20 protein-coding genes and 1 pseudogene are annotated in these 23943 nt (G+C 71.7%); 14 read left to right on the top strand and 7 right to left on the bottom strand.

The annotated features are described in order from the left end of the window. Positions 1–157: pseudogene (locus tag ACSIH6_RS18275) on the bottom strand (HNH endonuclease); the annotation flags it as partial. A gap of 712 nt (positions 158–869) precedes the next feature. On the opposite strand from ACSIH6_RS18275, the gene dnaE reads away from it, so the two are divergent. Both dnaE and ACSIH6_RS18285 read left to right on the top strand, forming a co-directional pair. Beyond that, positions 870–4430 (top strand): DNA polymerase III subunit alpha, encoded by a 3561-nt coding sequence (gene dnaE, locus ACSIH6_RS18280; RefSeq protein WP_435109515.1) that lies wholly within the window; start codon positions 870–872, stop codon positions 4428–4430. 157 nt (positions 4431–4587) lie between these two features. Then, positions 4588–5418 (top strand): PadR family transcriptional regulator, encoded by an 831-nt coding sequence (locus tag ACSIH6_RS18285; RefSeq protein ID WP_435109516.1) that lies wholly within the window; start codon positions 4588–4590, stop codon positions 5416–5418. Positions 5419–5650: 232 nt separating this feature from the next. Here ACSIH6_RS18285 and ACSIH6_RS18290 read toward each other — a convergent pair whose 3' ends face one another. Then, a complete protein-coding gene (locus ACSIH6_RS18290; protein ID WP_435109517.1) occupies positions 5651–6190 on the bottom strand; it encodes a DinB family protein in 540 nt (179 codons plus the stop codon). A 79-nt stretch (positions 6191–6269) separates the two neighbouring features. On the opposite strand from ACSIH6_RS18290, the gene ACSIH6_RS18295 reads away from it, so the two are divergent. Further along, complete coding sequence (locus ACSIH6_RS18295; protein WP_435109518.1) at positions 6270–6977, top strand: hypothetical protein; 708 nt, start codon at positions 6270–6272, stop codon at positions 6975–6977. A gap of 33 nt (positions 6978–7010) precedes the next feature. Here ACSIH6_RS18295 and ACSIH6_RS18300 read toward each other — a convergent pair whose 3' ends face one another. The 4 genes from ACSIH6_RS18300 to ACSIH6_RS18315 all read right to left on the bottom strand — a co-directional run bounded on the left by ACSIH6_RS18300 (position 7011) and on the right by ACSIH6_RS18315 (position 11211). Next, positions 7011–8879 (bottom strand): AMP-dependent synthetase/ligase, encoded by a 1869-nt coding sequence (locus ACSIH6_RS18300; RefSeq protein WP_435109519.1) that lies wholly within the window; start codon positions 8877–8879, stop codon positions 7011–7013. A 74-nt stretch (positions 8880–8953) separates the two neighbouring features. After that, complete coding sequence (gene ybaK / locus ACSIH6_RS18305; protein ID WP_435109520.1) at positions 8954–9439, bottom strand: Cys-tRNA(Pro) deacylase; 486 nt, start codon at positions 9437–9439, stop codon at positions 8954–8956. 243 nt (positions 9440–9682) lie between these two features. Next, positions 9683–10459, bottom strand: coding sequence for an LON peptidase substrate-binding domain-containing protein (locus ACSIH6_RS18310; protein WP_435109521.1), 777 nt, complete (start codon positions 10457–10459; stop codon positions 9683–9685). Positions 10460–10650: 191 nt separating this feature from the next. Beyond that, the gene (locus tag ACSIH6_RS18315; RefSeq protein WP_017565153.1) at positions 10651–11211 is read right to left on the bottom strand and encodes a ferritin; all 561 of its coding nucleotides are present in this window, start codon (positions 11209–11211) and stop codon (positions 10651–10653) included. Between the two features lie 247 nt (positions 11212–11458). Here ACSIH6_RS18315 and hisD point away from each other — a divergent pair, with 247 nt between their 5' ends. The 11 genes from hisD (at position 11459) to ACSIH6_RS18370 (ending at position 22943) form a co-directional block, all read left to right on the top strand. Then, positions 11459–12754 carry a histidinol dehydrogenase gene (gene hisD, locus ACSIH6_RS18320; RefSeq protein WP_435109522.1) on the top strand — a complete coding sequence of 432 codons (1296 nt, stop codon included), beginning with the start codon at positions 11459–11461 and terminating at the stop codon, positions 12752–12754. Positions 12755–12862: 108 nt separating this feature from the next. Continuing rightward, on the top strand, positions 12863–13945 hold the full coding sequence (locus ACSIH6_RS18325; RefSeq protein WP_435109523.1) for a histidinol-phosphate transaminase: 1083 nt from the start codon (positions 12863–12865) through the stop codon (positions 13943–13945). A gap of 87 nt (positions 13946–14032) precedes the next feature. Next, positions 14033–14626 carry an imidazoleglycerol-phosphate dehydratase HisB gene (hisB, locus tag ACSIH6_RS18330; RefSeq protein WP_097635650.1) on the top strand — a complete coding sequence of 198 codons (594 nt, stop codon included), beginning with the start codon at positions 14033–14035 and terminating at the stop codon, positions 14624–14626. Further along, on the top strand, positions 14627–14788 hold the full coding sequence (locus ACSIH6_RS18335; protein WP_013154204.1) for a hypothetical protein: 162 nt from the start codon (positions 14627–14629) through the stop codon (positions 14786–14788). It abuts the gene before it with no gap. A gap of 17 nt (positions 14789–14805) precedes the next feature. Then, a complete protein-coding gene (gene hisH, locus ACSIH6_RS18340; RefSeq protein ID WP_435109524.1) occupies positions 14806–15465 on the top strand; it encodes an imidazole glycerol phosphate synthase subunit HisH in 660 nt (219 codons plus the stop codon). A 200-nt stretch (positions 15466–15665) separates the two neighbouring features. Then, positions 15666–16427: a bifunctional 1-(5-phosphoribosyl)-5-((5-phosphoribosylamino)methylideneamino)imidazole-4-carboxamide isomerase/phosphoribosylanthranilate isomerase PriA gene (priA, locus tag ACSIH6_RS18345; RefSeq protein WP_061083103.1), complete on the top strand. Its 762-nt coding sequence runs from the start codon at positions 15666–15668 to the stop codon at positions 16425–16427. After that, the gene (gene hisF, locus ACSIH6_RS18350) at positions 16424–17197 is read left to right on the top strand and encodes an imidazole glycerol phosphate synthase subunit HisF (protein WP_061083102.1); all 774 of its coding nucleotides are present in this window, start codon (positions 16424–16426) and stop codon (positions 17195–17197) included. The genes priA and hisF overlap by 4 nt, the downstream gene beginning before the upstream one ends. A 340-nt stretch (positions 17198–17537) precedes the next feature. Then, complete coding sequence (locus tag ACSIH6_RS18355) at positions 17538–18119, top strand: peptidoglycan-binding domain-containing protein (RefSeq protein ID WP_150253226.1); 582 nt, start codon at positions 17538–17540, stop codon at positions 18117–18119. A 336-nt stretch (positions 18120–18455) separates the two neighbouring features. Beyond that, positions 18456–20498, top strand: coding sequence for an ABC transporter ATP-binding protein (locus ACSIH6_RS18360; protein WP_435109525.1), 2043 nt, complete (start codon positions 18456–18458; stop codon positions 20496–20498). Continuing rightward, entirely contained in the window at positions 20495–22342 is a 1848-nt protein-coding gene (locus ACSIH6_RS18365; RefSeq protein ID WP_435109526.1) for an ABC transporter ATP-binding protein, read from the top strand. The genes ACSIH6_RS18360 and ACSIH6_RS18365 overlap by 4 nt, the downstream gene beginning before the upstream one ends. A gap of 217 nt (positions 22343–22559) precedes the next feature. Continuing rightward, a complete protein-coding gene (locus ACSIH6_RS18370; RefSeq protein WP_435109527.1) occupies positions 22560–22943 on the top strand; it encodes a hypothetical protein in 384 nt (127 codons plus the stop codon). Between the two features lie 3 nt (positions 22944–22946). On the opposite strand, the gene ACSIH6_RS18375 is transcribed toward ACSIH6_RS18370, so the two are convergent. Further along, positions 22947–23942, bottom strand: coding sequence for an SIS domain-containing protein (locus ACSIH6_RS18375; protein WP_435109528.1), 996 nt, complete (start codon positions 23940–23942; stop codon positions 22947–22949). Position 23943: the final 1 nt, after the last annotated feature.

The following is a 23943-nucleotide window of genomic DNA, read 5'->3' on the forward strand; positions in this document are numbered from 1 at the left end:
CCTGCGCCCACAATGCCGCGACCTCCTCGGCCGCACTCTCGTCCGCCCCCGGCGGCAACTCAGCGTCCCACGTCTGGTCGATGACCTCGCGCGCACCGGCCAGCGCGGCCACGACCGGGGAGCATTCCCCGGGGGCCACGTCGGGCGCTGCAAGCATCATCTCCATGCTTCTTATTATAAGCCAGCAGTCGCCATTGTGCCAGCATTCACAGCCTTGAATTCCCCGCCTTTCCGGCTCCCTTTTCAGAAGGCTTGCCCTTCATCGATAAGCCATGATTAGGGCGGGTCAAAATGTGTCCGTAAATGCGCGGCCGAAATGATCGCTCGCCTTTGGTGTCATCGTCGCCCGCCCTGGCCGCAGGGGCCGGGGGCGTTGTCCGAGGCTGGAGGTCCTGCCTGCCGTTGGTGCCGACGCGGCAGAGCCCAGCCATTCCCGAACCCCGGGCGTTGGTCGCCCTCCGTCAGGTGCTCCCGCCTTTGGTGCCGCTTGTCGTCGGGGACCCTCACCCTCACCGGACGCTGACCGTTTCCTCGCATTCCCGCGCCCTTTCGCGGCAGCGGGTGCGCTTTCGTTGCCGCCAACGACCCCGGGCGGGAACGGCGTAGGGGAGAGGCCTGATGGCGGCCCCTCCCTACCCCTCAAAATATTCTTCATTCTTCCCAACTCCTGGCCTGTGTGCCTGGCTTCACATCCCAGGTGAGGCACAGGCGGGGGCTACGAGGCACAGGCAAAGCACGTGTGAGGGACGGGCGAGGGCTCCGCGAGGCGGACGGGACACGTTGTCCACAGGGGTCTGCGAGTGTCGCGGGAAAGTCGTAGGCTCAGGAGTCACCACCTGTCCACCGACCCTCCTGGGGGCATCTGAGCCATGGCCGACTCCTTCGCCCATCTGCACGTCCACACCGAGTACTCGATGCTCGACGGGGCCGCGAAGCTGAAGCCCCTGTTCAAGGAGGCGTCGCGGCTGGGCATGCCCGCGGTCGCGATGACCGACCACGGCAACATGTTCGGGGCCTACGAGTTCTACCAGCAGTCCAAGGGCACCGGCGTCACCCCGATCATCGGCATCGAGGCCTACGTCGCCCCCGAGTCGCGCTTCCACAAGAAACGGGTCTTCTGGGGGCGGGCCAGCGGCTCCGACGACGCTTCGTCCGAGGGTGGCAAGGACATCTCCGGCGGTGGCCGCTACCTGCACATGACGATGCTGGCGCAGAACGAGAAGGGCCTGCGCAACCTGTTCCGGATGTCCTCGCTGGCGTCCATGGAGGGCTACTACATGAAGCCCCGCATGGACCTGGAGCTGATGTCGGAGTACAGCGAGGGCATCATCGTCTCCACCGGCTGCCCCTCGGGCGGTGTGCAGACGCGGCTGCGGCTGGGCCAGGAGAAGGAGGCCGTCGCCTACGCGGCCGGGCTCCAGGACATCTTCGGCAAGGAGAACGTCTTCCTGGAGCTGATGGACCACGGCGTGCCCATCGAGAAGGAGGTCCGCGACGGCCTGCTCAGGGTCGGCCGTGAGCTGGACATCCCGCCGCTGGTGACCAACGACTCCCACTACGTCTACGAGTCCCAGGCCGCGGCGCACGACGCGCTGCTGGCGGTGGGCGTGGGCAAGAACCTGGACGACCCCACCCGGTTCCGGTTCAACGGCTCGGGCTACTACCTCAAGACCGCGGACGAGATGCGCGGCCTCCTCAACTTCGACGAGTGGGAGCAGGGGTGCCGCAACACCCTGCTGGTGGCCGAGCGCATCGACCCGGGCGCCTACGACGCGGTGTTCGCCCACCGCGACCTCATGCCCGCCTTCCCCATCCCGGAGGGTGAGACCGAGGCCTCCTGGCTGGCCAAGGAGGTCGAGCGCTGCCTCCCCAGCCGGTACCCGGGCGGGATCAACGACGAGTACCGCCAGCGGGTCGACTACGAACTCGGCATCATCAACGAGATGGGCTTCCCGGCCTACTTCCTGGTGGTGGCCGACATCTGCCAGTACGCGCGCAGGAACGGTATCGCCCTGGGCCCGGGACGCGGGTCGGCGGCGGGGTCGATGATCGCCTACGTCCTGGGCATCACCGACCTGGACCCGATGGCCCACGGGTTGCTGTTCGAGCGGTTCCTCAACCCCGAGCGCGTGTCCATGCCCGATGTCGACCTGGACTTCGACGAGCGTCGGCGCGGGGAGATGATCGAGTACGTCACCCGCCTGTACGGCGAGGAGCGCGTCGCGCAGATCCTGACCTTCGGCACCATCAAGGCCAAGGCCGCGATCAAGGACTCCACCCGGATCCTGGGCATGCCCTACTCGGTGGGCGACCAGATCACCAAGGCCTTCCCCGCTCCGGTCGGCGGCAACGAGATTCCGCTGGAGGCGGTGACCAACACCGACCACGAGCGCTACGGCGAGACCACCGAGCTGCGCAACCTCATCGACAACGACGCGCAGGTCGCCAAGGTCATGGAGACCGCGCGCGGTATCGAGGGCCTGACCCGCGGCACGGGCGTGCACGCGGCCGGGGTGATCCTGTCCCGCGACCCGCTGCTCGACGTCATCCCGCTGCACAAGCGCGACACCGACGGGGCCATCATCACGGGCTTTCCCTATCCTCAGTGCGAGGACATGGGGCTGCTCAAGATGGACTTCCTGGGCCTGCGCAACCTCACGATCATCGACGACGCGGTCAAGTCCATCAAGGAGTCCGAGGGGGTGGACCTCGACATGTCCGCCTTGCCCCTGGACGACAAGAAGACCTACCGGCTCCTGGCGCGCGGCGACACCCTGGGCGTGTTCCAGCTGGACGGCGGCGCCATGCGCAACCTGCTCAAGCGGATGGAGCCCACGAACTTCGGCGACATCACCGCGGTGATCTCGCTGTACCGGCCCGGACCGATGGCGGCCAACGCGCACAACGACTACGCCGACCGCTCCAACGGCCGCCAGGAGATCACCGCGATCCACCCGGAGCTCAAGGACGCTCTGGACACGATCCTGGGTGAGACCTACCACCTGATCGTGTACCAGGAGCAGATCATGGCCATCGCCCAGCAGCTGGCCGGATACAGCCTGGGCGGCGCCGACCTCATGCGTCGCGCGATGGGCAAGAAGAAGAAGGAGGCCCTGGAGAAGGAGTTCGTCAAGTTCTCCGCGGGCATGGTCGAGAAGGGCTTCTCCCAGGAGTCGATGCAGGCGATCTGGGACGTCATGCTGCCCTTCGCCGGATACGCCTTCAACAAGTCGCACGCCGCTGGGTACGCCCTCGTCGCGTACTGGACCGCCTACCTCAAGGCCAACTACCCCGCCGCATACATGGCCGCGCTGCTGACCTCGGTCAGCGACGACAAGGACAAGATGGCGATCTACCTGGCCGAGTGCCGGGCCCAGGGCATCAAGGTGCTGCCCCCCGACGTCAACGAGTCGGGTCTGCGCTTCACCCCGGTGGGCAAGGACATCCGCTTCGGCATGGGCGCGGTCCGCAACGTCGGCGCCAACGTCGTCAACTCGGTCATCAAGACCCGCACCGAGAAGGGCAAGTTCAGCTCCTTCACCGACTTCCTGTCCAAGATCGAGCTGGCGGCCTGCAACAAGCGCGTGATCGAGTCGCTGGTCAAGGCGGGCGGTTTCGACTCGCTCGGCCAGCCCCGCCGTGAGCTGTACCGCCACCACGAGACCGCGGTGGACGGCATGATCAGCTCCAAGAAGCAGGAGGCGCACGGCCAGTTCGACCTGTTCGGCGGCGGTGACGACGGTGACTCCACCCCCATCGGCCTCAACATCGACTGGGGCGAGGAGGAGTGGGACCGCAAGACCAAGCTGGCCTTCGAGCGCGAGATGCTGGGCCTGTACGTCTCCAGCCACCCGCTGGCCGGTGCCGAGCGGGTGCTGGCCCGCTCGCGCGACACCTCCATCGCGCAGATCGTGGCGGGGGAGCTGGCCCGCGAGCGCGGTGAGGTGCGCATCTCTGGCCTGATCTCCAAGGTGGACAAGCGCACCAACAAGGCGGGCAACCAGTGGGCGATCGCCACGGTCGAGGACCTGGACGCCTCGATGGAGGTGCTGTTCTTCCCCAAGACCTATCCGCTGTACGTCCAGGCCCTGCTGGAGGACACCGCGGTCACGGTCAAGGGCAGGCTCAACGACCGGGACGGCACGTGGTCGATGTTCGCCTCGGAGATGTCGATCCTGGACATCTCGCACGTCACCGAGGGGGAACCGCCGGTGTTGCTGACGGTCGCGGAGGAACGCCTCACCCCCGAGCTGGTCGGCGACCTGCGCCAGGTGCTGGCCACGCACAAGGGGGACACCCCGGTGCGGATCCGGGTGGACAACCCGGTCCGGTCGCGGGTCTACGCCGTGGACCGCTACTCGGTGCGGATCTCCCCGGAGTTCAACGGTGAGGTCAAGAGCCTGCTGGGAGCCTTCGCGGTCGACTACTGACCACCGCCCCGCGACCTCACGGTCCTCGCGCGCCCTCGGGCGGGTGGGGACCTTTTTCGTGCCCGCCCTTGCCCAATCGAAGTTAGCGATATATCTTTGAGCTATCAGAACAGAGTGCGACAGTCGCTCTGTATCGCACAACTTCAAGGAGAACACCATGAGCGCCATGGCACTTCCCGGCCCCTGGTCCTGGGACGCACGCGGACCGCGCCGTTCGCGTCGTCCCTGGGGCCGCCAGCCGCAGGACGAGCGACGCGGGTTTCCCGAGCACGGAGACCACCACGGTCCGCGAGGCGGCGGCGAGCGGTTCGCGTTCGGTCCGCCCGGCCCGCCCCCGCCCCCCGAACCCCCGATGGGACCGGGGCGGCCGCCCTGGGGAGCGGGGCCCTTCGGCCCCGACCACCCGTTCGGCGGCTTCGGCCCCGGCGGTCCCGGAGGCTTCGGTCCGGGCGCGGGGTTCGGCCCCGGCGGCCGACGCAGGGGCGGGCACCGCGCCAAGAGGGGCGACGTGCGCACCGGCATCCTGCTGCTGCTCGCGGAGGAGCCGCGCAGCGGCTACGAGATCATCCGGGAGGGCCGCGACCGCAGCGGCGGCATGTGGCGGCCCAGCCCGGGCTCGGTCTACCCCATGCTCCAGCAGTTGGAGGACGAGGGCCTGGTCGTCCAACAGGAGGGCGAGGGGCGCCGCCGTCCCTACCGGCTCACCGAGGAGGGCATCGCCCATCTGGAGGAGCACGGCGCCGGGCTCACCCCGCCCTGGGAGGCGGTCGCCGACGCCTACGCCGACACCCGGTCCCGGTACGAGGAGGTCGCGGCCCTGGCCCACCAGCTCAGCGCGGCCGCGGCGCAGGTCGCCCAGGCGGGCAGCGCCGACCAGTTGGAGCGGGCCAAGCGGCTCCTGGCCGAGACCCGGCGGGGCCTCTACCTCATCCTCGCGGAGGAGGAGGCCGACACCGACTCCGCTCCGGCGGACGACGACGAGGACTGAGGCGCCGGGCACCGGCCGGTGACGGCGACGACGCAGGGGTGCCCGGGGACGACGCGAGCACGTCCCCGGGCACCCCTTCTCCGTCGACGCCTCCGCCTGTCAGCGCCCCAGCCCGCCAGCGTGCCAGCCCGCCAGCGTGCCAGCGCCCCAGCCCCCCAGAGCCTGGGCCCGTCGGTGTCTCGGTCCGAGGGGCGCGTCGTTCACTCCGGAGCCCGCTGCCCCGCCGCGCGGACTACTCGCCGGTCGTTCCGTCGGCGAGTTCGCGCAGGACGTCCAGGTGGCCGTTGTGGCGGGCGGTCTCCTCGACCATGTGCACCAGCACCCACCGCAGCGTGGTGTGTCCCTCCGATCGGTGGGCACGCCGCGAGCCCGAACCCAGCTCCAACCGGGCGGTGATCTCGCGGGAGCGGGCGCACTGGGCCTCGTACTCCTCCAGGAGCCGGGCCAGGGGGACCTGCCCGCCCCGGCGCCACTCGGCGTCGGGGTCCTCCGGGGTGGCGTAGCCCTCGTCGGGCCGCCCCAGCAGGATCACCTCGAACCAGGCGTGCTCCACCCAGCGCAGATGGGAGACGACGGCGCCCACGCTCATCAGCGGGGACGACGGCAGGGGAGTGGCGGCGGCGTGTTCGGGGGACAGCCCGGCGCACTTGGCGCGGACCGTGGCGCGGTGCCAGTCCAGCCAACTGGTGAGCATGGTGCGCTCGTCGGCGGCCTTGGGCGGGTCGACACGCTGGAGTCCGGGGACGGCCAGAGGGCTGTTCTTGTCACTCATGCCGGTATTCTCCGTTCCGGCTATGCCCCGTATCCACTGGTTTTCCGCAGGCCGGGACGGGGCGCGGAGAGTGGGGGAGATGGCGGAGCGCAACCGGGGGGAGACGTCGGCGCCGACACGCCGACTGGTCGTGGGAGCGTGCGTCCTGGGGGTCCTGCTCCTGCTGGGCGCGGTCCTGGGGCCGCTGTGGTGGGGCCTCGCGCCGCGCGCGGAGGGCACCGCGCTGGGCGGGGGCGAGGTCTTCACCGGAACCACCGAGGACGTGTTCGCGGGCGAGGGCTGGTTCGCCCTCATCACCGCCCTCACCGGGCTGATCGCGGGCTACACCGCCTACATGGCCCAGTTCCCGCTGTCGCGCCGCCGCTTCCAGGACCTGCGTATGGTCTGCCTGGTCGCGGGCTTCCTCGGCTCGCTGGGCGGGGCCGTGCTCACCTGGCGCATCGGTGTGGCCCTGGACGGTCCGGCGCACGCCGCCGTCGACGCGGCCGAGCCAGGCGCCACCGTCCAGACCGGACTCCAGCTCGACGCGACCGCCTTCCTGCTGATCTGGCCCCTGGTGTTCGTCCTCCAGTACGGGCTGCTCGACGCGATCAGCCTCGTGCGCCGCGACCTGCCCGGCGTGCCCCGGCACATGCCCGTGCGGCGGGAGCCGGACGCGCAGGCACACGCCGAACCCGGGGCGCCGGTCGGCCACGGTCCGGACGCGGACCCGACCGCGCATCCGTCCCCCGGCGAGCCGATCCCGGCCGAGCACGACCAGGCGGGACCGGAGGACCCCCGAGGCTGACCCCGGCCCGGCCCCTGCCTTCCGCCCCTGTCCTCAGAACCTGCGGACGCTCTCCTCGTACATGCCGTCGAGCAGGTCGCGGTACCTGTCCTCCACCGCCCGCCGCCGCATCTTCAGGCTGGGCGTCATCTCGCCCTCCTCGACCGTCAGGTCGCTCGGCAGGATCGCGAACCTCTTCACGGTCTCGTGCCGGGGCAGGCCCCGGTTGAGCTCGTCGACGGCCTCCTGCACCATCTCCCGGACCCTCGGCTCCCGCGTCAGGCCCGTGTAGTTGAGGTGGCCCAATCCGTGCTCCGCCGCCCAGGTGTCGATGGACTCCGGGTCCAGGGCCACCAGCGCCACGCAGTAGGGGCGCCGGTCGCCGTGCACGACCAGGTTGCTGACGTAGGGGCACAGCGCCTTGAAGCGGCTCTCGATGCTCTGGGGCGCCACGTACTTGCCGCCGGAGGTCTTGATCAGCTCCTTCTTGCGGTCGGTGATGCGCAGGCGGCCGTTCTCCAGCGCGCCGATGTCGCCGGTGGCGAACCAGCCGTCCGCGGTGAGCACCTCCTCGGTGGCGCCGGAGAGGTTGTGGTAGCCGCGCATCACGCCGCCGCCCCGGATGAGGACCTCGCCGTCCTCGGCGATGCGCACCTCGGTGCCGGGCATGGGCAGTCCGACCGTGCCGAAGCGCACGTCGCCGGGGCGGTTGACGAACGTCCCGGCGCTGGTCTCGGTGAGCCCGTAGCCCTCCAGGATGACGATCCCGGCGCCGTAGAAGAACCGGCCGATCTCGGGGGACAGCGGCGCGCTGCCGGAGATGAAGAACTTCAGCCGCTCGCCGAAGCGCGCCCGCAGCCTGGCGAACACGAGCCTGTCGGCGACCCGGTACTGCGCGGCGAGCAGCCCGGTGGGCTCGCGGCCCTCCTCCCTGAGCCGGGCGACCCGGTCGCCCACCCCCGCGGCCCACCGGAAGATCCGGTACCTGGCCGCGCCGCCCTCCCGGGCCTGCATGACCACGCGGTTGTACACCTTCTCGAAGATGCGCGGGGCGGCGGCCATGAAGGTGGGCCGCACGACGGCCAGGTTGTCCACGATCCGCTCGGGGCGGCCGTCCACGGCGGTCCGGAAGCCGATCCGCAGCTGACTGACCTGCATGAGCTTGCCGAATACGTGCGACAGCGGCAGCCACAGGTACTGGACGTCGTCGGCGCCCATCAGGTCCCAGCCCCGCGCGCGCAGTTCGGTGTCCAGGTCCGCCATGGCCTGGGACTCGTAGAGCCAGTTCGCGTGGTCCAGACGCACGCCCTTGGGCCTGCCCGTGGTGCCGGAGGTGTAGATCAGCGTGGCCAGGTGGTCGGGTTCGACCGCCGCGACCAGCGCCTCGAACAGGTCCGGGTTCCCGGCGTGGAGTTCGGCGCCCCGGGCGGCCAGCTCCTCCAGGGACATCACCCAGTCGTCGTCGCCCCCGGCCGCGCCCTCGAAGGCGATCACCCGCGACAGCCCCGGCATCCGGGCGCGCTGGTCGACCAGCTTGGCGACCTGCTCGTCGTTCTCGGCGAAGGCCACCATGCTGCCCGAGTCGGAGACGATGTAGGCGCAGTCGGGCGGGGTGGAGGAGGGGTAGACGGTGGTGGAGGCGCCGCCCGCGCACAGCACGGCCAGGTCGGCGAGGATCCACTCGACGCGTGTGCTGGAGACGATCGCGCACCGGGCCTGGGGGGTCACGCCCAGGTCGTGCAGGCCCAACGCGATGTCACGCACCCGGTCACGGGTCTTTGACCAGGTGAGGGTCTCCCACTTCTCGGGGGCGCCGGACACGCCGGGGAGGGGATAGCTGAACGCCTCGGAGTCGGCTGACTCGGCGACGCGGGAGAGGAACATACCGGGAACGGAGGAAAAGGGGGATGAAGTGTTGCGCATGTCACAAAACTACCCCTGGGTAGGTAACCCGGCAACAGTCCGTGCACGTCCTCGGAAACGGTCCCCGTCCGGGGTCAGGAGGCGCTGATCGGCGCGGTGACCGCCTCGGTGAGCGTGATCAGGTCCCGGGGCTTGAGCTCCATCTGCAAACCCCGCCGTCCGGCCGAGACGTAGACCGTGGGCAGCTCGGTGATCGACGCGTCGATCACGGTGCGCAGCCGCTTGCGCTGGCCCAGGGGGCTGATCCCGCCGCGCACGTACCCGGTGGCCTTCTCGGCCAGGGCGGGGTCGGCCATGGCGGCCTTCTTGCCGCCGACCGCGGCGGCCAGCGCCTTGAGGTCGAGCGTGGCGCTGACGGGCACCACCCCGACGGTGAGCTGTCCGTCCACCTCGGCGATCAGGGTCTTGAAGACGTGCTCGTGGGGGACGCCGAGCGCGTCGGCCGCGTCGGTGCCGTAGGAGTGCCCGTCCGAGGAGCCGTCCACCTCGTACGGGTGCAGTGTGTACGTGGTCTTGGTCCGCCCGGCGGCCACGGTCGCGGGTGTGGCTTTTGCGCTCATTGAGTACCTGGTTCCTTCTCTGCGCGCGAACGCGCTGGTGCGTGCGTCGCAACAGCCCGGGTCGGGGCCCCGGGCACGCCGCACCGGTTCGCACAGCAGGCTAGGCCAACACGGGGCCGGACCGCGCGCAGGCGTGCGGGGAAAGGCGGTGTTTCCTCCGCTGGACACCGGTATCGGGACCTTCGGCCCGGAAAGGGGTCGGAAAACGCACCGCGCACCCCGGGACGCGCTCGGCGGACGCGCCTAGTTGAACGACACGCCGTTGTTGAGGAAAGGGCCCGCGGGGAGGTTGGGCAGCGTGGGAGCGGCCACGATGCGGTTCTCCCGGCGCAGGAACCGGGCGGTCACGGCCAGCCGGGTCGCGGCGTCCTCGGCCTCCAGCAGCCGCTGCTTCTCCGCCTGGTCCAGGACCGTGGCCGCGGCCACCGTGTAGGACAGCGCGATGGGGTCCTTGGGCAGGTCGGGTGAGGCGTCCGGCGACATCCCGATCGAGGCCAGGCGCTGGGAGTAGGTCCCGAACAGGTCGCGCACCCGCTCGGCGTGCTCCTCCACGTCCGGGCCCGTCGGCTCGGGCAGGAAGGCCACCGACGCGGTCGAGTACTCCTCCGGGGAGGAGGCGTCCACCTCCGACAGGTCGGTGATGGAGAACCGAGCGCCGCCCTCCACGACCAGGTCGTAGCGGCCGTCCTCGTAGGTGCGCACGTCGCGCACCAGGGCGGTGCACCCGGTCGCGCTGACCCGGGGCAGCGCGGTGTCCGATCCGCCGGTGGTGGGCGTCCCCGTGTCGGCGCCGCCCGCGCCCTGGCCGGACTCCGAGGCCACCTCCTGGCCCAGTTCGATCCACACCACACCGAACCGGAGCGGTCCCCGGCCGCGCCCGAGATCGTCCCCCTGGGCGAAGGTGGGCCCGAGCAGCTCCGCGACCAGTCGGCGGTAGCGCCGCTCGAAGACGTGTAGGGGAACGGTCATACCGGGGAACAACACGGTGTTCAACGGGAAGATCGGCAGGGCCAAGGGCATGGTTCCAGTATGCCCCTCATGCCGGGAACGCGGGCGCCGAAAGCGGCGGCGCGTCCCCGCCCGGCCACGGCCCCCACCATGTGGAGCGGCCCGGGGCACGGCGCCCGCGTCCCCCCTCTGGAACGGGCGTCCGGTGCCCCGGGCCTCGGAGACGGCCGCCCGAGGGCGGCCGGTGGTCCCGGGTCGCGGGGTCAGGAGACCGACGGACCGGCGGTGCCGGGCGCGCCCTGGCTGCCGCTGTCCTCGCTGGGCATGTCCCGGGCGACGAAGGTCTCCACGTCGAACAGGTTGCCGTTGGCGCGGTCCACCACGTTGAGGAGGGTCGACATCTTGGCGACCTCCTCGGTCTGCTCCTGGATGAACCACTGGAGGAACTGCTCGCCGGTGTAGTCGTCCTCGTCGCGGGCGACCTTGGCCAGGCGCTGGAACTGGTCGGTCACCTCGCGCTCCTGGCGAAGGGCCAGGGCGACCAGGTCCCGGGGCACGGCGAAATCGGTCTCGATCTCGTCCACGCCCGGAAGGGAGAACGGAACGTCGGTGTCCAGGAGGAAACGCACGATCATCATCGCGTGGTCGCGCTCCTCCAGGGACTGCTCGTAGAAGACCCGCGCCAGCTGGGGCAGGTCGTGGTCGTCGAACCAGGCGGCGATGGCCACGTACTGGTGCGAGGCCGTGAACTCGTGCCGCACCTGGTCGACGAGGAGCCGGTGGAACTTGGAAAGGCCGATATCGCTGCTCTTGTTCGAAGTCATGGGTACACGATAACGCACACAAAAGCATTTCGCGACATTTATCGGTGTGACTCGAATTTCTTAGGCAAGCCTTTCTGAAGGTTAATAAGGTTAGGTGTCCCAAACTTAGGGCGCACTTATGCGGGTGTGTGAGGAGCCCCGTCGGCGCCCTTCCGGACCGGCGCGTACCCGCCGGTGGCGCGCGTGTGGCGTCCATCATCCGGACGGCACCGCCCACCGAATGGGCACTTCCCCCTAGACTGGGACCGTGATCAGTCGAATCGACCTCCGAGGCACCCAAGGCGACCCGCGTCAGGCCCTTCCGCGCGCGGAACTGGACGTGGCGGCCGCCGCCGAGCGCGTACGCCCCCTGTGCGAGGACGTACGCCATCGTGGTGCCGAGGCGCTGGTCGAACTCACCGAGCGCTTCGACGGGGTGAGACTGACCGACATCCGCGTGCCCAAGGACGCGATCGAGGCCGCCCTGGACGGACTCGACCCCGCCGTGCGCGCCGCGCTGGAGGAGTCCATCCGCCGCGCCCGCGCGGTCCACCGCGACCAGCGCCGCACCGACCACACCACCCGCGTCGTGCCCGGCGGCACCGTCACCGAGAAGTGGATCCCCGTCGACCGCGTCGGCCTCTACGTGCCGGGCGGCCGGGCCGTCTACCCCTCCAGCGTCGTCATGAACGTCGTCCCCGCCCAGGAGGCGGGAGTGCGCTCCCTGGCGGTCACCTCACCGCCCCAGAGCGCCTTCGGCGGACTGCCGCACCCGACCATCCTCGCCGCCTGCGCCCTGCTCGGCGTCGACGAGGTCTACGCCGTCGGCGGCGCCCAGGCCATCGCCATGTTCGCCTACGGGGCGGGCCCCTGTGAGCGCGCCGACATGGTCACCGGCCCCGGCAACATCTGGGTGGCCGCGGCCAAGCGCCTGCTCAAGGGCGTCATCGGCATCGACGCGGAGGCCGGTCCCACCGAGATCGCGATCCTCGCCGACGCCACCGCCAACCCCGACTACGTCGCCGCCGACCTGGTCAGCCAGGCCGAGCACGACGTCGTCGCCGCCTCCGTCCTGGTCACCCCGGACGAGGCGCTCGCCGAGGCGGTCACCGACCGCCTCGCCGTACGCGTGGCCGCCACCAAGCACGGCGACCGTGTCCGCGAGGCCCTGTCCGGCCCGCAGTCCGGCATCGTCTTGGTCGACGACCTCGACCACGGCCTCGCCGTCGTCGACGCCTACGCCGCCGAGCACCTGGAGGTCATGACCGCCGACGCCGCCGCGTGGGCCGCGCGCGTGCGCAACGCGGGCGCGATCTTCGTCGGCGACTTCTCGCCGGTCTCCCTCGGCGACTACGCCGCCGGGTCCAACCACGTGCTGCCCACCGGCGGCTGCGCCTGCCACACCGGCGGCCTGAGCGTGCAGACCTTCCTGCGCGGCGTGCACGTGGTCGAGTACGACCGCGAGGCGCTGGCCGACGTCGCCCACCACGTCGTCGCCCTGGCCAACGCCGAGGACCTGCCCGCGCACGGCGAGGCCGTCGCCGCGCGCACGGACCCGGCCTGAGCCCGACGGCCACCCGCCCGGCGGGACCCGGGAGCGCGGACCCCGCGGCCGCACCGGCCGCGACCCGCACGCCCCCGCCCGCCTCCGACCGACCATGAGCGTGCAACCGTGAGCTTCACCCTGAACGACCTGCCCCTGCGCGACGACCTGCGCGGCCGCTCGCCCTACGGCGCGCCGCAGCTGGACGTGCCCGTGGTGCTCAACACCAACGAGAACCCGCACCCGCCCTCGCCGCGCCTGGCCAAGGCACTGGCCGAGGCGGTCGCCGACACCGCCCTGGGCCTCAACCGCTACCCCGACCGGGACGCGGTCCGCCTGCGCGAGGGCCTGGCCGCCTACCTCGGCCACGGCCTGACCGCCGACCGCGTGTGGGCGGCCAACGGCTCCAACGAGGTCCTCCAGCAGGTCCTCCAGGCCTTCGGCGGCCCCGGCCGGGTCGCCATGGGATTCGAGCCGTCCTACTCCATGCACCCGATCATCTCCCGGGGCACCGGCACCGGCTGGGTGTCCGTGCCGCGCGGAGCCGACTTCCGGATCGACGTGGACGCCGCCCTGGCCGCCATCGCCGAGCACCAGCCCAGCGTCGTCTTCCTCACCTCGCCCAACAACCCCACCGGCACCGCCCTGGACCTCGCCGACACCGAGCGCGTCCTGGCAGCGGCCCCCGGCGTCGTGGTCGTGGACGAGGCCTACGCCGAGTTCCGCCGCGAGGGCACGCCCAGCGCGCTGAGCCTGCTGCCCGACCACCCCAGGCTCGTCGTCTCGCGCACCATGTCCAAGGCCTTCGCCCTGGCCGGTGCGCGCGTGGGCTACCTGGCCGCCCACCCGGCCGTGGTCGACGCCCTCCAGCTGGTCCGCCTGCCCTACCACCTGTCCGCCGTCACCCAGACGGTCGCGCTCACCGCGCTCGACCACGCCGGCGAACTCCTCGCCGCCGTCGCCGACCTGCGCGCCGAACGCGACTCCCTGGTCGCCTGGCTGCGCGAGCACGGCTTCTCGGTCGCCGAGTCCGACGCCAACTTCGTCCTGTTCGGCAAGTTCGAGGACCGCACCCGGGTCTGGCAGGCCATGCTCGACCAGCAGGTCCTCATCCGCGAGGTCGGCCCGCCCGGCTGGCTGCGCGTCACCGTCGGCACCTCGGAGGAGATGGCCGCCTTCCGCCGGGCCCTGCTCCGCGCCACCGGACGCTGAGCCGTGCCCGCCGACCCCGAGACCTCCGCCGGAGCCGACCCGGCCGAGCCCCGCACCCACCGCACCGAGCGAGGAAGTTCCGCCACCATGAGCCGCACCGGACGCGTCGAGCGCACCACCAAGGAAACCAAGGTCCTGGTCGAGATCAACCTGGACGGCACCGGCGTCGCCGACGTCTCCACCGGCGTCGGCTTCTTCGACCACATGCTCGACCAGCTCGCCAAGCACGGCCTGTTCGACCTGACCGTGCGCACCGAGGGCGACCTGCACATCGACTCCCACCACACCATGGAGGACACCGCCCTGGCCCTGGGCGCCGCCTTCCGCGAGGCCCTGGGCGACAAGCGCGGCATCCGCCGCTTCGCCGACGCCAAGGTGCCCCTGGACGAGGCCCTGGCCGAGGTCACCGTCGACGTCTCCGGCCGCCCCTACCTGGTGCACAGCGAGCCCGAGGGCATGGCCCCGGTGATCGGCCGCGACTACGACACCACCATGACCCGCCACATCCTGGAGTCGTTCGTGGCCCAGGCGCGCGTCGCCCTGCACGTGCGCGTGCCCTACGGCCGCAACGCCCACCACATCGTCGAGTGCCAGTTCAAGGCGCTGGCCCGCGCCCTGCGCGCGGCCACCGAGGACGACCCGCGCGTCAGCGGCATCCCGTCCACCAAGGGCGCCCTGTAGATGGACGGATACCTGTGGGGGATCGCCCTCATCGTGCTCGGGGGCTTCCTCGCCGGGGGCGCGTACGCCCTGTGGAGGGTCAACCGGCCCCTCGCCGTCGTCCTGGCCGGATGCACGGCGCTCGCGCTGGCCTCCGGCGTACTGCGCCTGGACTACTTCTGAAGGGGAAGGGCAGCACCATGCCGTCACGAGTGGTCGTCTTCGACTACGGCTCCGGCAACCTGCGCTCGGCGCAGCGCGCCATGGAGCGCACCGGAGCCGACGTCACCGTCACCTCCGACCCGCACGCCGCCCTCGACGCGGACGGCCTCGTCGTCCCGGGCGTGGGCGCGTTCAGCGCGTGCATGTCCAGCCTCCGGGCCGCGGGCGGCGACCGGATCATCGGCAGGCGCGTGGCCGGGGGACGCCCGGTCCTGGGCATCTGCGTGGGGATGCAGGTGCTCTTCGACCAGGGGGTGGAGCGCGCCGACTCCGGCTCCGAAGCGGGGGAGGAGGTCACCGAGGGCTGCGGCGAGTGGCCCGGCACGGTGGACCGTCTGCGCGCGCCCGTCGTTCCGCACATGGGCTGGAACACCGTCCGCCCGCCCGAGGACACCCGGCTCTTCGTCGGGATCGGGCCCGAGGACCGCTTCTACTTCGTGCACTCCTACGCCGTGCGCGAGTGGGGGTTCACGCCCACGAACGAGCGCATCCCCGCGCCCGGGGTGACCTGGGCCGAGCACGGCGAGCCGTTCGTGGCCGCCGTCGAGAACGGGCCGCTGTGGGCCACCCAGTTCCACCCGGAGAAGTCCGGGGACACGGGCGCCCGCATTCTGGCCAACTGGGTCGACACCCTCTGACAGACCGGCCGGAAACGTTGCCGGTGTGACACATGGGATTCGACCCGTGGTGATCTTGTACTTGTAGCCAGGTTGGGCGCTCGAACCTCGCTACAAGTACAAGATCACGCATGCGGACGGCGGACCTGTGAACCTCTCCGGTACCGCGTTGGCCCGCCGCATCCTCAGACCGACCCTTCCGACGAGAACGAGATGACTCCATGACCGGCGAGACCACCACCCCCGTACTCGAACTGCTCCCCGCCGTTGACGTGGCGGGCGGCCAGGCCGTCCAGCTCGTCCAGGGCAAGGCGGGCTCCGGCGGGCAGTACGGCGACCCCTTCGAGGCGGCCCTGGCCTGGCAGTCCGCCGGTGCCGAGTGGATCCACCTGGTGGACCTGGACGCCGCGTTCGGCCGCGGCCACAACCGCGACCTGCTGCGCGACATCGTCGGCCGCCTGGACGTGAAGGTGGAGATGTCCGGCGGCATCCGCGACGACGAGTCACTGGCCGCCGCCCTGTCCACCGGGTGCAGGCGGGTCAACATCGGCACCGCCGCCCTGGAGAACCCCGAGTGGTGCGCGAGGATCATCGCCGAGCACGGCGACCGGATCGCGATCGGTCTGGACGTGCGCGGCACCACCCTGGCCGCGCGCGGCTGGACCCGCGACGGCGGCGACCTCATGCGGACCCTGGAGCGCCTGGAGTCGGAGGGCTGCGCCCGCTACGTCGTCACCGACGTCCAGAAGGACGGCACCCTCAAGGGCCCCAACCTGGACCTGCTGCGCACCGTGTGCGAGCGCACCGACAAGCCGGTGGTGGCCAGCGGCGGCGTCTCCAGCCTGGAGGACCTGCGGGCGATCGCCACACTGGTGCCGCTGGGCGTGGAGGGCGCCATCATGGGCACCGCCCTGTACGAGGGCGCCTTCACCCTGGAGGACGCCCTGGCCACGGTGCGCGAGGCCGGGAGCGTGCGGCGGTGAGCGTGTCGGTACGCGTCATCCCCTGCCTGGACGTGGACGCCGGGCGGGTGGTCAAGGGCGTCAACTTCGAGAACCTGCGCGACGCGGGCGACCCGGTGGAGCTGGCGGGCACCTACGACGCCGACGGCGCCGACGAGCTCACCTTCCTCGACGTCACCGCCTCCAGCGGTGACAGGGAGACCACCTACGACGTGGTGCGCCGCACCGCCGACCAGGTGTTCATCCCGCTGACCGTGGGCGGCGGGGTGCGCACCCCCGACGACGTGGACCGGCTGCTGCGCGCGGGCGCGGACAAGGTGGGCGTCAACACCGCCGCCATCGCCCGGCCCGAGCTCATCCGGGAGATCGCCGAACGCTTCGGCCGCCAGGTGCTGGTGCTCTCCGCCGACGTGCGCCGGGTGCGCGAGGGCGGGCGGCCGACCCCGAGCGGGTTCGAGGTCACCACGCACGGCGGGCGCCGCAGCGCCGGGGTCGACGCCCTGGAGTGGTGCGAGCGCGCCGCGGAGCTGGGGGCGGGGGAGATCCTGCTCAACTCGATGGACGCCGACGGCACCCGCTCGGGCTTCGACCTGGAGCTGATCCGGGCGGTGCGCTCGCGGGTGGAGGTGCCGCTGATCGCCTCCGGCGGCGCGGGCGCCGTGGAGCACTTCGCCCCGGCCGTGGCGGCGGGCGCGGACGCGGTGCTGGCCGCGACGGTCTTCCACTTCGGGCAGTTCACCATCGCCGACGTCAAGAAGAGCCTGCGCGAGGCGGGCCACCCCGTCCGCTGAACGGTGCGGGTTCCGGCACCTAACGGCTCGGCCGGCTCCGGGCACACGGCCTCCGCGCGAGCGCGCGGAGGCCGTCCGCGTGCGCGGCCCGCACGTTCCCTGGCGAGCCTCGCCCCCGGCCGGGGTCCGGTTCCGCCCCGTGGCCCCGTACACGCGCACGCCATCGAATCGGTTGGCGTATGTGCTGAGAAAAAGGGACAAGGACAGAGAACTGTGTCCTTTTAGTGGTATTGGCGCGCATTTTGTGAACGTGATGCGGGTCTCACACATCGAACAGTGTGGAACACCGAACCACTGTGTAGCACTGACCACAGGGACCACAGGGGAAAGGAACCTCTCCATGTCCACCACAACCGGGCGGGCCGCCTCCCTTCTCGCGGCCGCCGCCCTCGCCGCGACGACCGCCCTCGCCACCGCGCCCGCCGCCCTGGCGGACGACCTCGACCAGACCTCTCCCGAGGCCCTCGCCGCCATCGAGTCCCAGGTCTGGCCCGAATACACCCTCGGCGACTCCAGCATCGACGTCTACGCCGCCAAGATGCTGCTCTCCTACGGTGAGATCAACCCCGGCGAGCTGGACCTGGAATTCGACCAGGACCTCCACGACACCCTCGTCACCTACCAGCAGGCCTTCGGCCTGCACGACGACGGCGACCTCAACCCCGACACCTGGGAACACTTCCAGGAGCTGGTCTTCGGCCAGCACCAGTTCCGCCGCGGCGACACCGGCCCGGTCGTCACCATGATCCAGCGCGAGCTCAACGCCAAGTTCAACGCCCACCTGGCCACCGACGGCGTCTACGGACCCGCCACGGAGCGGGCCGTCCGCGACGCCCAGGAGTACTTCGACATCGGCGTCGACGGTGTCTTCGGGCCCGTCTCCTTCCACGCCGTGATCAGCTATCAGGACTACGCCCGCTGACCGGCCCCGCGACCCGCGCAGGGAACCAGGACGCGCCCTTTCCCGCGCTGTCCGGGCCCACCCTCTCGGGGCCCGGGCACCGCCGAGCGCGACCGGCCGGGTCCCTGCCCGCGCGACCGACCCGGCCCCGGCCGGAACCGGTTCCGCCACACCCCGAACCAGACGGAATAGCCCCGTCGCGCCGTGCGCTGAAACAATCCGGTGGAACCTTGTCGGTGCCGCTGGATAGGTTGACACGACACGCGCACATTCACGCCCTCCGGCATGCCCGGAGGCCGCCGTGCGCGTGTCGGGCTGCGCCGGGCCTGCCCGGCCACGGAGGAGAACGGGGGGCGTATGGCGCGGGGTACGAGCACCAGGGAGCCGGGGAACGAGGAGGGGTCGGCGCCGCCCGGAGCCGCGGACGGACCGGGAGCACGCGAGACAGCGGACGGACCGGAAGCACGCGAGGGAGCCGACGCCGCCGAGCACACCGGGGTCTTCACCCGCGGCATGCGCGTGCTGTGGGTCGCCGCCCGCACCGAGCCGTGGGTCTTCCTCGCCGCCGTCATCGGCGCCATGCTGCACGCCGCCGTCACCGTCGGTTCCGCCTCCGTCCTCGGCTACCTCACCGACGCCACCATCCTCCCCGCCTTCGAGCAGGGCAGCACCACCGCCGCCGCCCTCGTCGGCGCCGCCGCGCTCCTCATGGGCGTGGGCCTGGGCAAGGGCACCGGCATCGCCATGCGCCGCATGCTCGCCGCGCTCATGCAGTTCCGCATGCAGGCCCGCTACCGCCGCGCCGTCGCCCGCAAGTACCTCGAACTGCCCCTGTCCTGGCACCACCGCCACCCCACCGGACAGCTGCTGTCCAACGCCAACGCCGACGTCGAGGCCGCCTGGCAGCCGCTCGCCCCGCTGCCCATGGCCGTCGGCAGCGTGTTCATGCTGGTCATCGCGGCCGTCGCCATGGTCACCACCGACCCGGTCCTGTCCCTGGTCGCCTTCGTCGTCTTCCCGGTACTGGCCGCCGCCAACGTCGTCTTCCAGCGCCGCGTCTCACCCATGGCCTCCCGCGCCCAGGCGCTGCGCGCCGAGGTCAGCGGCGTCGCCCACGAGTCCTTCGACGGCGCCCTCGTCGTCAAGACCCTGGGCCGCGAGGACACCGAGACCGAGCGCTTCACCTCCGCCGCACACCGCCTGCGCGACGCGCTCATCCAGGTCGGCCGGATGCGCTCGATGTTCGACCCGGTCATGGAGGCCCTGCCCAACTTCGGCGTGCTCGCCGTCCTGCTCCTGGGCATGTGGCGGCTGTCCACCGGCGCCATCGACGCCGGGGACCTGGTCCAGATCGCCTTCCTGTTCACCCTCCTGGCCCTGCCCATCCGCTCCTTCGGATGGATCCTGGGCGACCTGCCCCGCAGCGTCGTGGGCTGGGACCGCGTCCAGTCCGTCCTCAACTCCGGCGGCGCCATGGAGTACGGCCCCCGAACCCTGGAGGACACCCCCACCGGCATCGCCCTGAGCGCCCGCGGCGTGACCTTCTCCTACGCCGACTCCTACGACGCCCTGGGCGGCGCGCGCGACCTGATGGACGGCGGCGCCGACACCGAGCCGCGCACCACTGTCCTCAACGGCGTGGACCTGGACATCGCCCCCGGGCGCACCGTCGCCCTAGTCGGCCCCACCGGATCGGGCAAGTCCACGCTCACCACCGTCCTCATGCGCCTGGTCGACGCCGACACCGGCACCGTCACCCTCGACGGCGTCGACGTGCGCGACCTGGCCCGCGACCAGCTCCCCCGGCACGCGGCCCTGGTGCCCCAGGGCACCTTCGTGTTCGAGGACAGCGTCCGCGACAACATCACCCTGGGCACCGACACCGACGACGACCAGGTCTGGGCCGCCCTGCGCCTGGCCCGCGCCGACGGCTTCGTCCGGGAGCTGGAGGGCGGGCTCGACGCCCGGCTCGGTGAGAAGGGCACCACCCTCTCCGGAGGACAGCGCCAGCGCCTGGCCCTGGCCCGCGCGATCGTGCGCCGTCCGCGGCTGCTCATCATGGACGACGCCACCTCCGCCGTCGACCCCCAGATCGAGGCGCAGATCCTGGCGGGCCTGCGCGAACGCGACGACGCCGCCACCGTGGTCGTGGTCGCCTACCGCCGCGCCACCATCGAACTCGCCGACGAGGTCGTCTACATGGAACGCGGACGCGTGCTGGCCCGCGGCACCCACGAGGAACTGCTCACCACCTCGCCCGGCTACACCAGGCTCGTCACCGCCTACGAACGCGCCTCCGCCGAGGGGCAGGCCGAGAACGCCCCGCTGCCCGAGGAGCCCGGCCCCCTCGAACCCGCCCACCCCACCCGTGACGACGCCGCCGAGGAGGCCACCCGATGAGCGCGCCCACCCGCGACGAGCAGCGAGAGCGGGAGCGGGAGGAGCGGCCCGACCGCTCCTCCGACGACCCGGCCGTGTCGCTGCACCGCTCCTCCGAGGGCGCGATGGACACGCTCAAGCGCGGCCTGCGGCTCTCCCCGGAGTTCGCCCGCGGCCTGGGGCTCACCCTGGCCTTCGCCGTCGTGGCCACCGCGGGCAAGGTCGTCGTGCCCGTCGCCGTCCAGCAGATCATCGACAACGGACTGTCCGGGGCGGAGGGACCCGACCTGGGCTTCGTCACCCGCATGGTGGCCGTCTGCGCCGCCCTGCTCGTGGTCACCATGATCTGCTCCTACCTGATGAACGTGCGCCTGTACCGGGCCACCGAGTCCGGTCTGGCCACGCTGCGCCGCAAGGCCTTCCGGCACGTGCACGACCTGTCCGTGCTCACCCAGAACAGCGAGCGCAAGGGCGCCCTGGTCTCCCGCGTCACCAGCGACGTCGACCAGATCAGCACCTTCATGCAGTGGGGCGGCCTGCTCCTGCTGGTCAGCAGTGGCCAACTCCTGGTCGCCACCATCCTGATGGCGGTCTACTCCTGGCAGCTCACCCTCGTGGTGTGGATCTGCTTCCTGCCGCTGCTGTTCGGCGTGCGCTGGCTCCAGAAGCTGCTGTCCAAGGCCTACCTCAAGGTCCGCGAGAACACCGGCGACATGCTCGGCGTCATCGGCGAGACCGTCATGGGCGCCTCCGTCATCCGCGCCCACGGCACCGAGCGGCGCACCGCCGAGCGCATCGACACCACCGTCCTGACCACGCGCCGCTCCCAGGTGCGCGCCCAGCGGCTGTCCATGGCGGTCTCGCCCTTCGCCGAGATCATCGCGGCCCTGGGCAACACCGCCGTCGTCCTCGTCGGCGTCTGGCTCGGCCTGGGCGGAGGCCTGACCGCAGGGCAGCTCATCGCCTTCCTGTTCCTGATGACCCTGTTCATCCAGCCGATGATGATGGCCACCGAGATCTTCAACGAGGCCCAGAACGCCATCGCGGGCTGGCGCCGCGTCCTGGGCGTGCTCGACACCGTCCCCGACATCGCCGACCCCGGCGAGGCGGGCCGGGTGCTGCCGCGCGGACCGGTCCGGGTCTCCTTCGACGAGGTGACCTACTCCTATCCCGAGGGCCCCGTCGTCCTCGACGACGTCAGCGTCGAGATCACCCCCGGCACCCGCGTGGCCGTGGTGGGTGAGACCGGCTCGGGCAAGACCACCTTCGTCAAGCTGCTCACCCGCCTCATGGACCCCGCCCGGGGCACCGTCCGGCTCGACGGCGCCGACCTGCGCGAGGTGGCCTTCTCCTCCCTGCGCAGCCGCGTGGTGATGGTCCCGCAGGAGGGCTTCCTCTTCGACAGCTCCCTGGGAGACAACATCCGTTTCGCCCGCCCCGAGAGCACCGACGCCGAACTGGAGGCCGCCGTCACCGAACTGGGGCTGGCGGAGTGGCTCGACAGCCTCGCCCACGGGCTGGACACCCCCGTGGGCCAGCGAGGGGAGTCGCTCTCGGCGGGGGAGCGGCAGCTGGTGGCCCTGGTGCGCGCCTACATCGCCGACCCCGACCTGCTGGTGCTGGACGAGGCCACCTCGGCGGTGGACCCGCACACCGAGGTGCGCATCCAGCGCGCCCTGGACCGGCTCACGCGCGGGCGCACCTCCGTGGCCATCGCGCACCGGCTGTCCACCGCCGAGGCCGCGGACCGGGTCCTCGTCTTCGACGACGGGCGCATCGTGCAGAGCGGTTCGCACACCGAGCTGGTGGACAGGCCCGGCGTGTACGCCGACCTGTACGCCTCCTGGGTGCGCTCCTCGGCCTGACCCGGGTCGTCCACAGGCCAGCCGGAGGGGGTGCGCCCGCACGGCCGCCGGGCTACCGTTGATTCGGGGGCGCCGCGTTCCTCCCGTGGTGGGGGGCGGCCCCCCGAATCCATTCTCCCCGTGCCACTTGAGCTGGGGCAACACCCGGACCGGGCCTGTGGACGTCCAGCCCCCGCGGGCCCCGTGCGCTCGGTCCGGGGCGCGTAGTGTCGGGGATATGCACTCCCGGCCGCACTTCGTCAACCCTCCCGCGTTGCCGCACGAGGCGGTGGCCGAGACGTTGGAGCGTGCTCTGCGCGACCGCTCGCAGGAGGGGGAGGCGGCGAGCGCCCTGGTCGGAAGCGCGTTGAACGACGACGACGGGGAGTTCGTCGAGCGCTGGTGCGTGCGGGTCGGGACACGGGCCGCGCCGGGTAGCCCGCTGCTCGGGTTGGCGTGTCTGTGCCTGGGCCACATCGCCCGACGCTTCGGACACCTCGGCGACGAGGCCCGCGCACTGGCGGAGTCGCTGGCGGCGCGTGCCGAGGCGGACCCCGCGGACGTGGACGCTCGGGCCCTCGACGGCCGTGACGACGTCCGGAGCTTCCTGCGCCCGCGGTGACCTCTACCGGCCGCGCCACCAGTGCGCCGCCAGCAGCTCCGCCACCAGCGGCTCCACCAGCAGGCTCACGTCCTGGTCGGTGTCGCCCGGGTAGCGCACGGTCAGCTCCGCCTCCGGCATCCGCTCCTGGCCGGGGGTGGGACCCACCGCCACGAACGCCCCCCGCAGCTGCCCCAGGTGCTGGGCGAAGCGCTCGTCGTAGGCCGAACCCGCGAACAGCAGCGCCCGGTAGTCCGTCACCGCCGCCAGGTGGCGGTCGGTGTGCGACCACTCCCCGGTCTCACACGCGTGCGCCACCCGCACCGGTCCCTGGCGCAGCACCCGCACCCCCTGCCAGGCCGACGCCATACGCTCGGCCGGAGCCACCATGTGCACACCGTGCGGCGACTCCAGGGCCCGGGCGGCCTCCGGCACCCACTCCGGCGCGCTCTCCAGCAGCGACGCCGTCGCGTTCGCCGCGCGGCGCAGCAGCCCCGGCAGGGTCTGGCTGTTGCCCGACCGGGGCGCGCCCAGACGGTGCCCCAGCAGCAGGAGCAGGGCCAGCGCGTGCTGGTAGGCGCGACAGCCCACACCGCTCGCCTCCTCACCCGCGTGCAGCGGTACCAACAGGTCCGCCTGGCGCCCCACCACCGAGTCCACCGACGGGGCCAGCACGATCACCGGCGACCGCGCCACGTAGCGGTCCAGCGCCGTGTACAGCTCGCGCTGCCCGCCGCCCAGGCTCACCGCGACCACGAGCGTCTCGGGACCCGCGGGCGGTTCCTCCGCCGACGAGGAGAAGTCCGCGCTCGCCGCGATCCCCGACCGGCGCAGCCGCGCCGCCGCCACCTCGCACGCGTGCCGCGCCGCGCCCAGACCCAGGAAGCGCACCGCCGCGGGCTCGTCGTCGAGCAGCGCGGGCAGCGCGGCGTAGGGATCCCACCGCGGAAAGCGGTCGGCGAGCCGGATCAGCGCCTCGGGCTTGCCCGCGAGGTCGCGGGACAGGGACTCGGCGGTCACG

This window comes from Nocardiopsis synnemataformans (assembly GCF_965343085.1).
GTDB lineage: Bacteria > Actinomycetota > Actinomycetes > Streptosporangiales > Streptosporangiaceae > Nocardiopsis > Nocardiopsis alborubida.

Excerpts from the sequence above, each read along its gene's own strand:
- dnaE (WP_435109515.1), top strand. The coding sequence starts at position 870 with ATGGCCGACTCCTTCGCCCATCTGCACGTCCACACCGAGTACTCGATG.
- ACSIH6_RS18285 (WP_435109516.1), top strand. The coding sequence starts at position 4,588 with ATGAGCGCCATGGCACTTCCCGGCCCCTGGTCCTGGGACGCACGCGGA.
- ACSIH6_RS18290 (WP_435109517.1), bottom strand. The coding sequence starts at position 6,190 with ATGAGTGACAAGAACAGCCCTCTGGCCGTCCCCGGACTCCAGCGTGTC.
- ACSIH6_RS18295 (WP_435109518.1), top strand. The coding sequence starts at position 6,270 with ATGGCGGAGCGCAACCGGGGGGAGACGTCGGCGCCGACACGCCGACTG.
- ACSIH6_RS18300 (WP_435109519.1), bottom strand. The coding sequence starts at position 8,879 with ATGCGCAACACTTCATCCCCCTTTTCCTCCGTTCCCGGTATGTTCCTC.
- ybaK (WP_435109520.1), bottom strand. The coding sequence starts at position 9,439 with ATGAGCGCAAAAGCCACACCCGCGACCGTGGCCGCCGGGCGGACCAAG.
- ACSIH6_RS18310 (WP_435109521.1), bottom strand. The coding sequence starts at position 10,459 with ATGCCCTTGGCCCTGCCGATCTTCCCGTTGAACACCGTGTTGTTCCCC.
- ACSIH6_RS18315 (WP_017565153.1), bottom strand. The coding sequence starts at position 11,211 with ATGACTTCGAACAAGAGCAGCGATATCGGCCTTTCCAAGTTCCACCGG.
- hisB (WP_097635650.1), top strand. The coding sequence starts at position 14,033 with ATGAGCCGCACCGGACGCGTCGAGCGCACCACCAAGGAAACCAAGGTC.
- ACSIH6_RS18335 (WP_013154204.1), top strand. The coding sequence starts at position 14,627 with ATGGACGGATACCTGTGGGGGATCGCCCTCATCGTGCTCGGGGGCTTC.
- hisH (WP_435109524.1), top strand. The coding sequence starts at position 14,806 with ATGCCGTCACGAGTGGTCGTCTTCGACTACGGCTCCGGCAACCTGCGC.
- priA (WP_061083103.1), top strand. The coding sequence starts at position 15,666 with ATGACCGGCGAGACCACCACCCCCGTACTCGAACTGCTCCCCGCCGTT.
- ACSIH6_RS18355 (WP_150253226.1), top strand. The coding sequence starts at position 17,538 with ATGTCCACCACAACCGGGCGGGCCGCCTCCCTTCTCGCGGCCGCCGCC.
- ACSIH6_RS18360 (WP_435109525.1), top strand. The coding sequence starts at position 18,456 with ATGGCGCGGGGTACGAGCACCAGGGAGCCGGGGAACGAGGAGGGGTCG.
- ACSIH6_RS18365 (WP_435109526.1), top strand. The coding sequence starts at position 20,495 with ATGAGCGCGCCCACCCGCGACGAGCAGCGAGAGCGGGAGCGGGAGGAG.
- ACSIH6_RS18370 (WP_435109527.1), top strand. The coding sequence starts at position 22,560 with ATGCACTCCCGGCCGCACTTCGTCAACCCTCCCGCGTTGCCGCACGAG.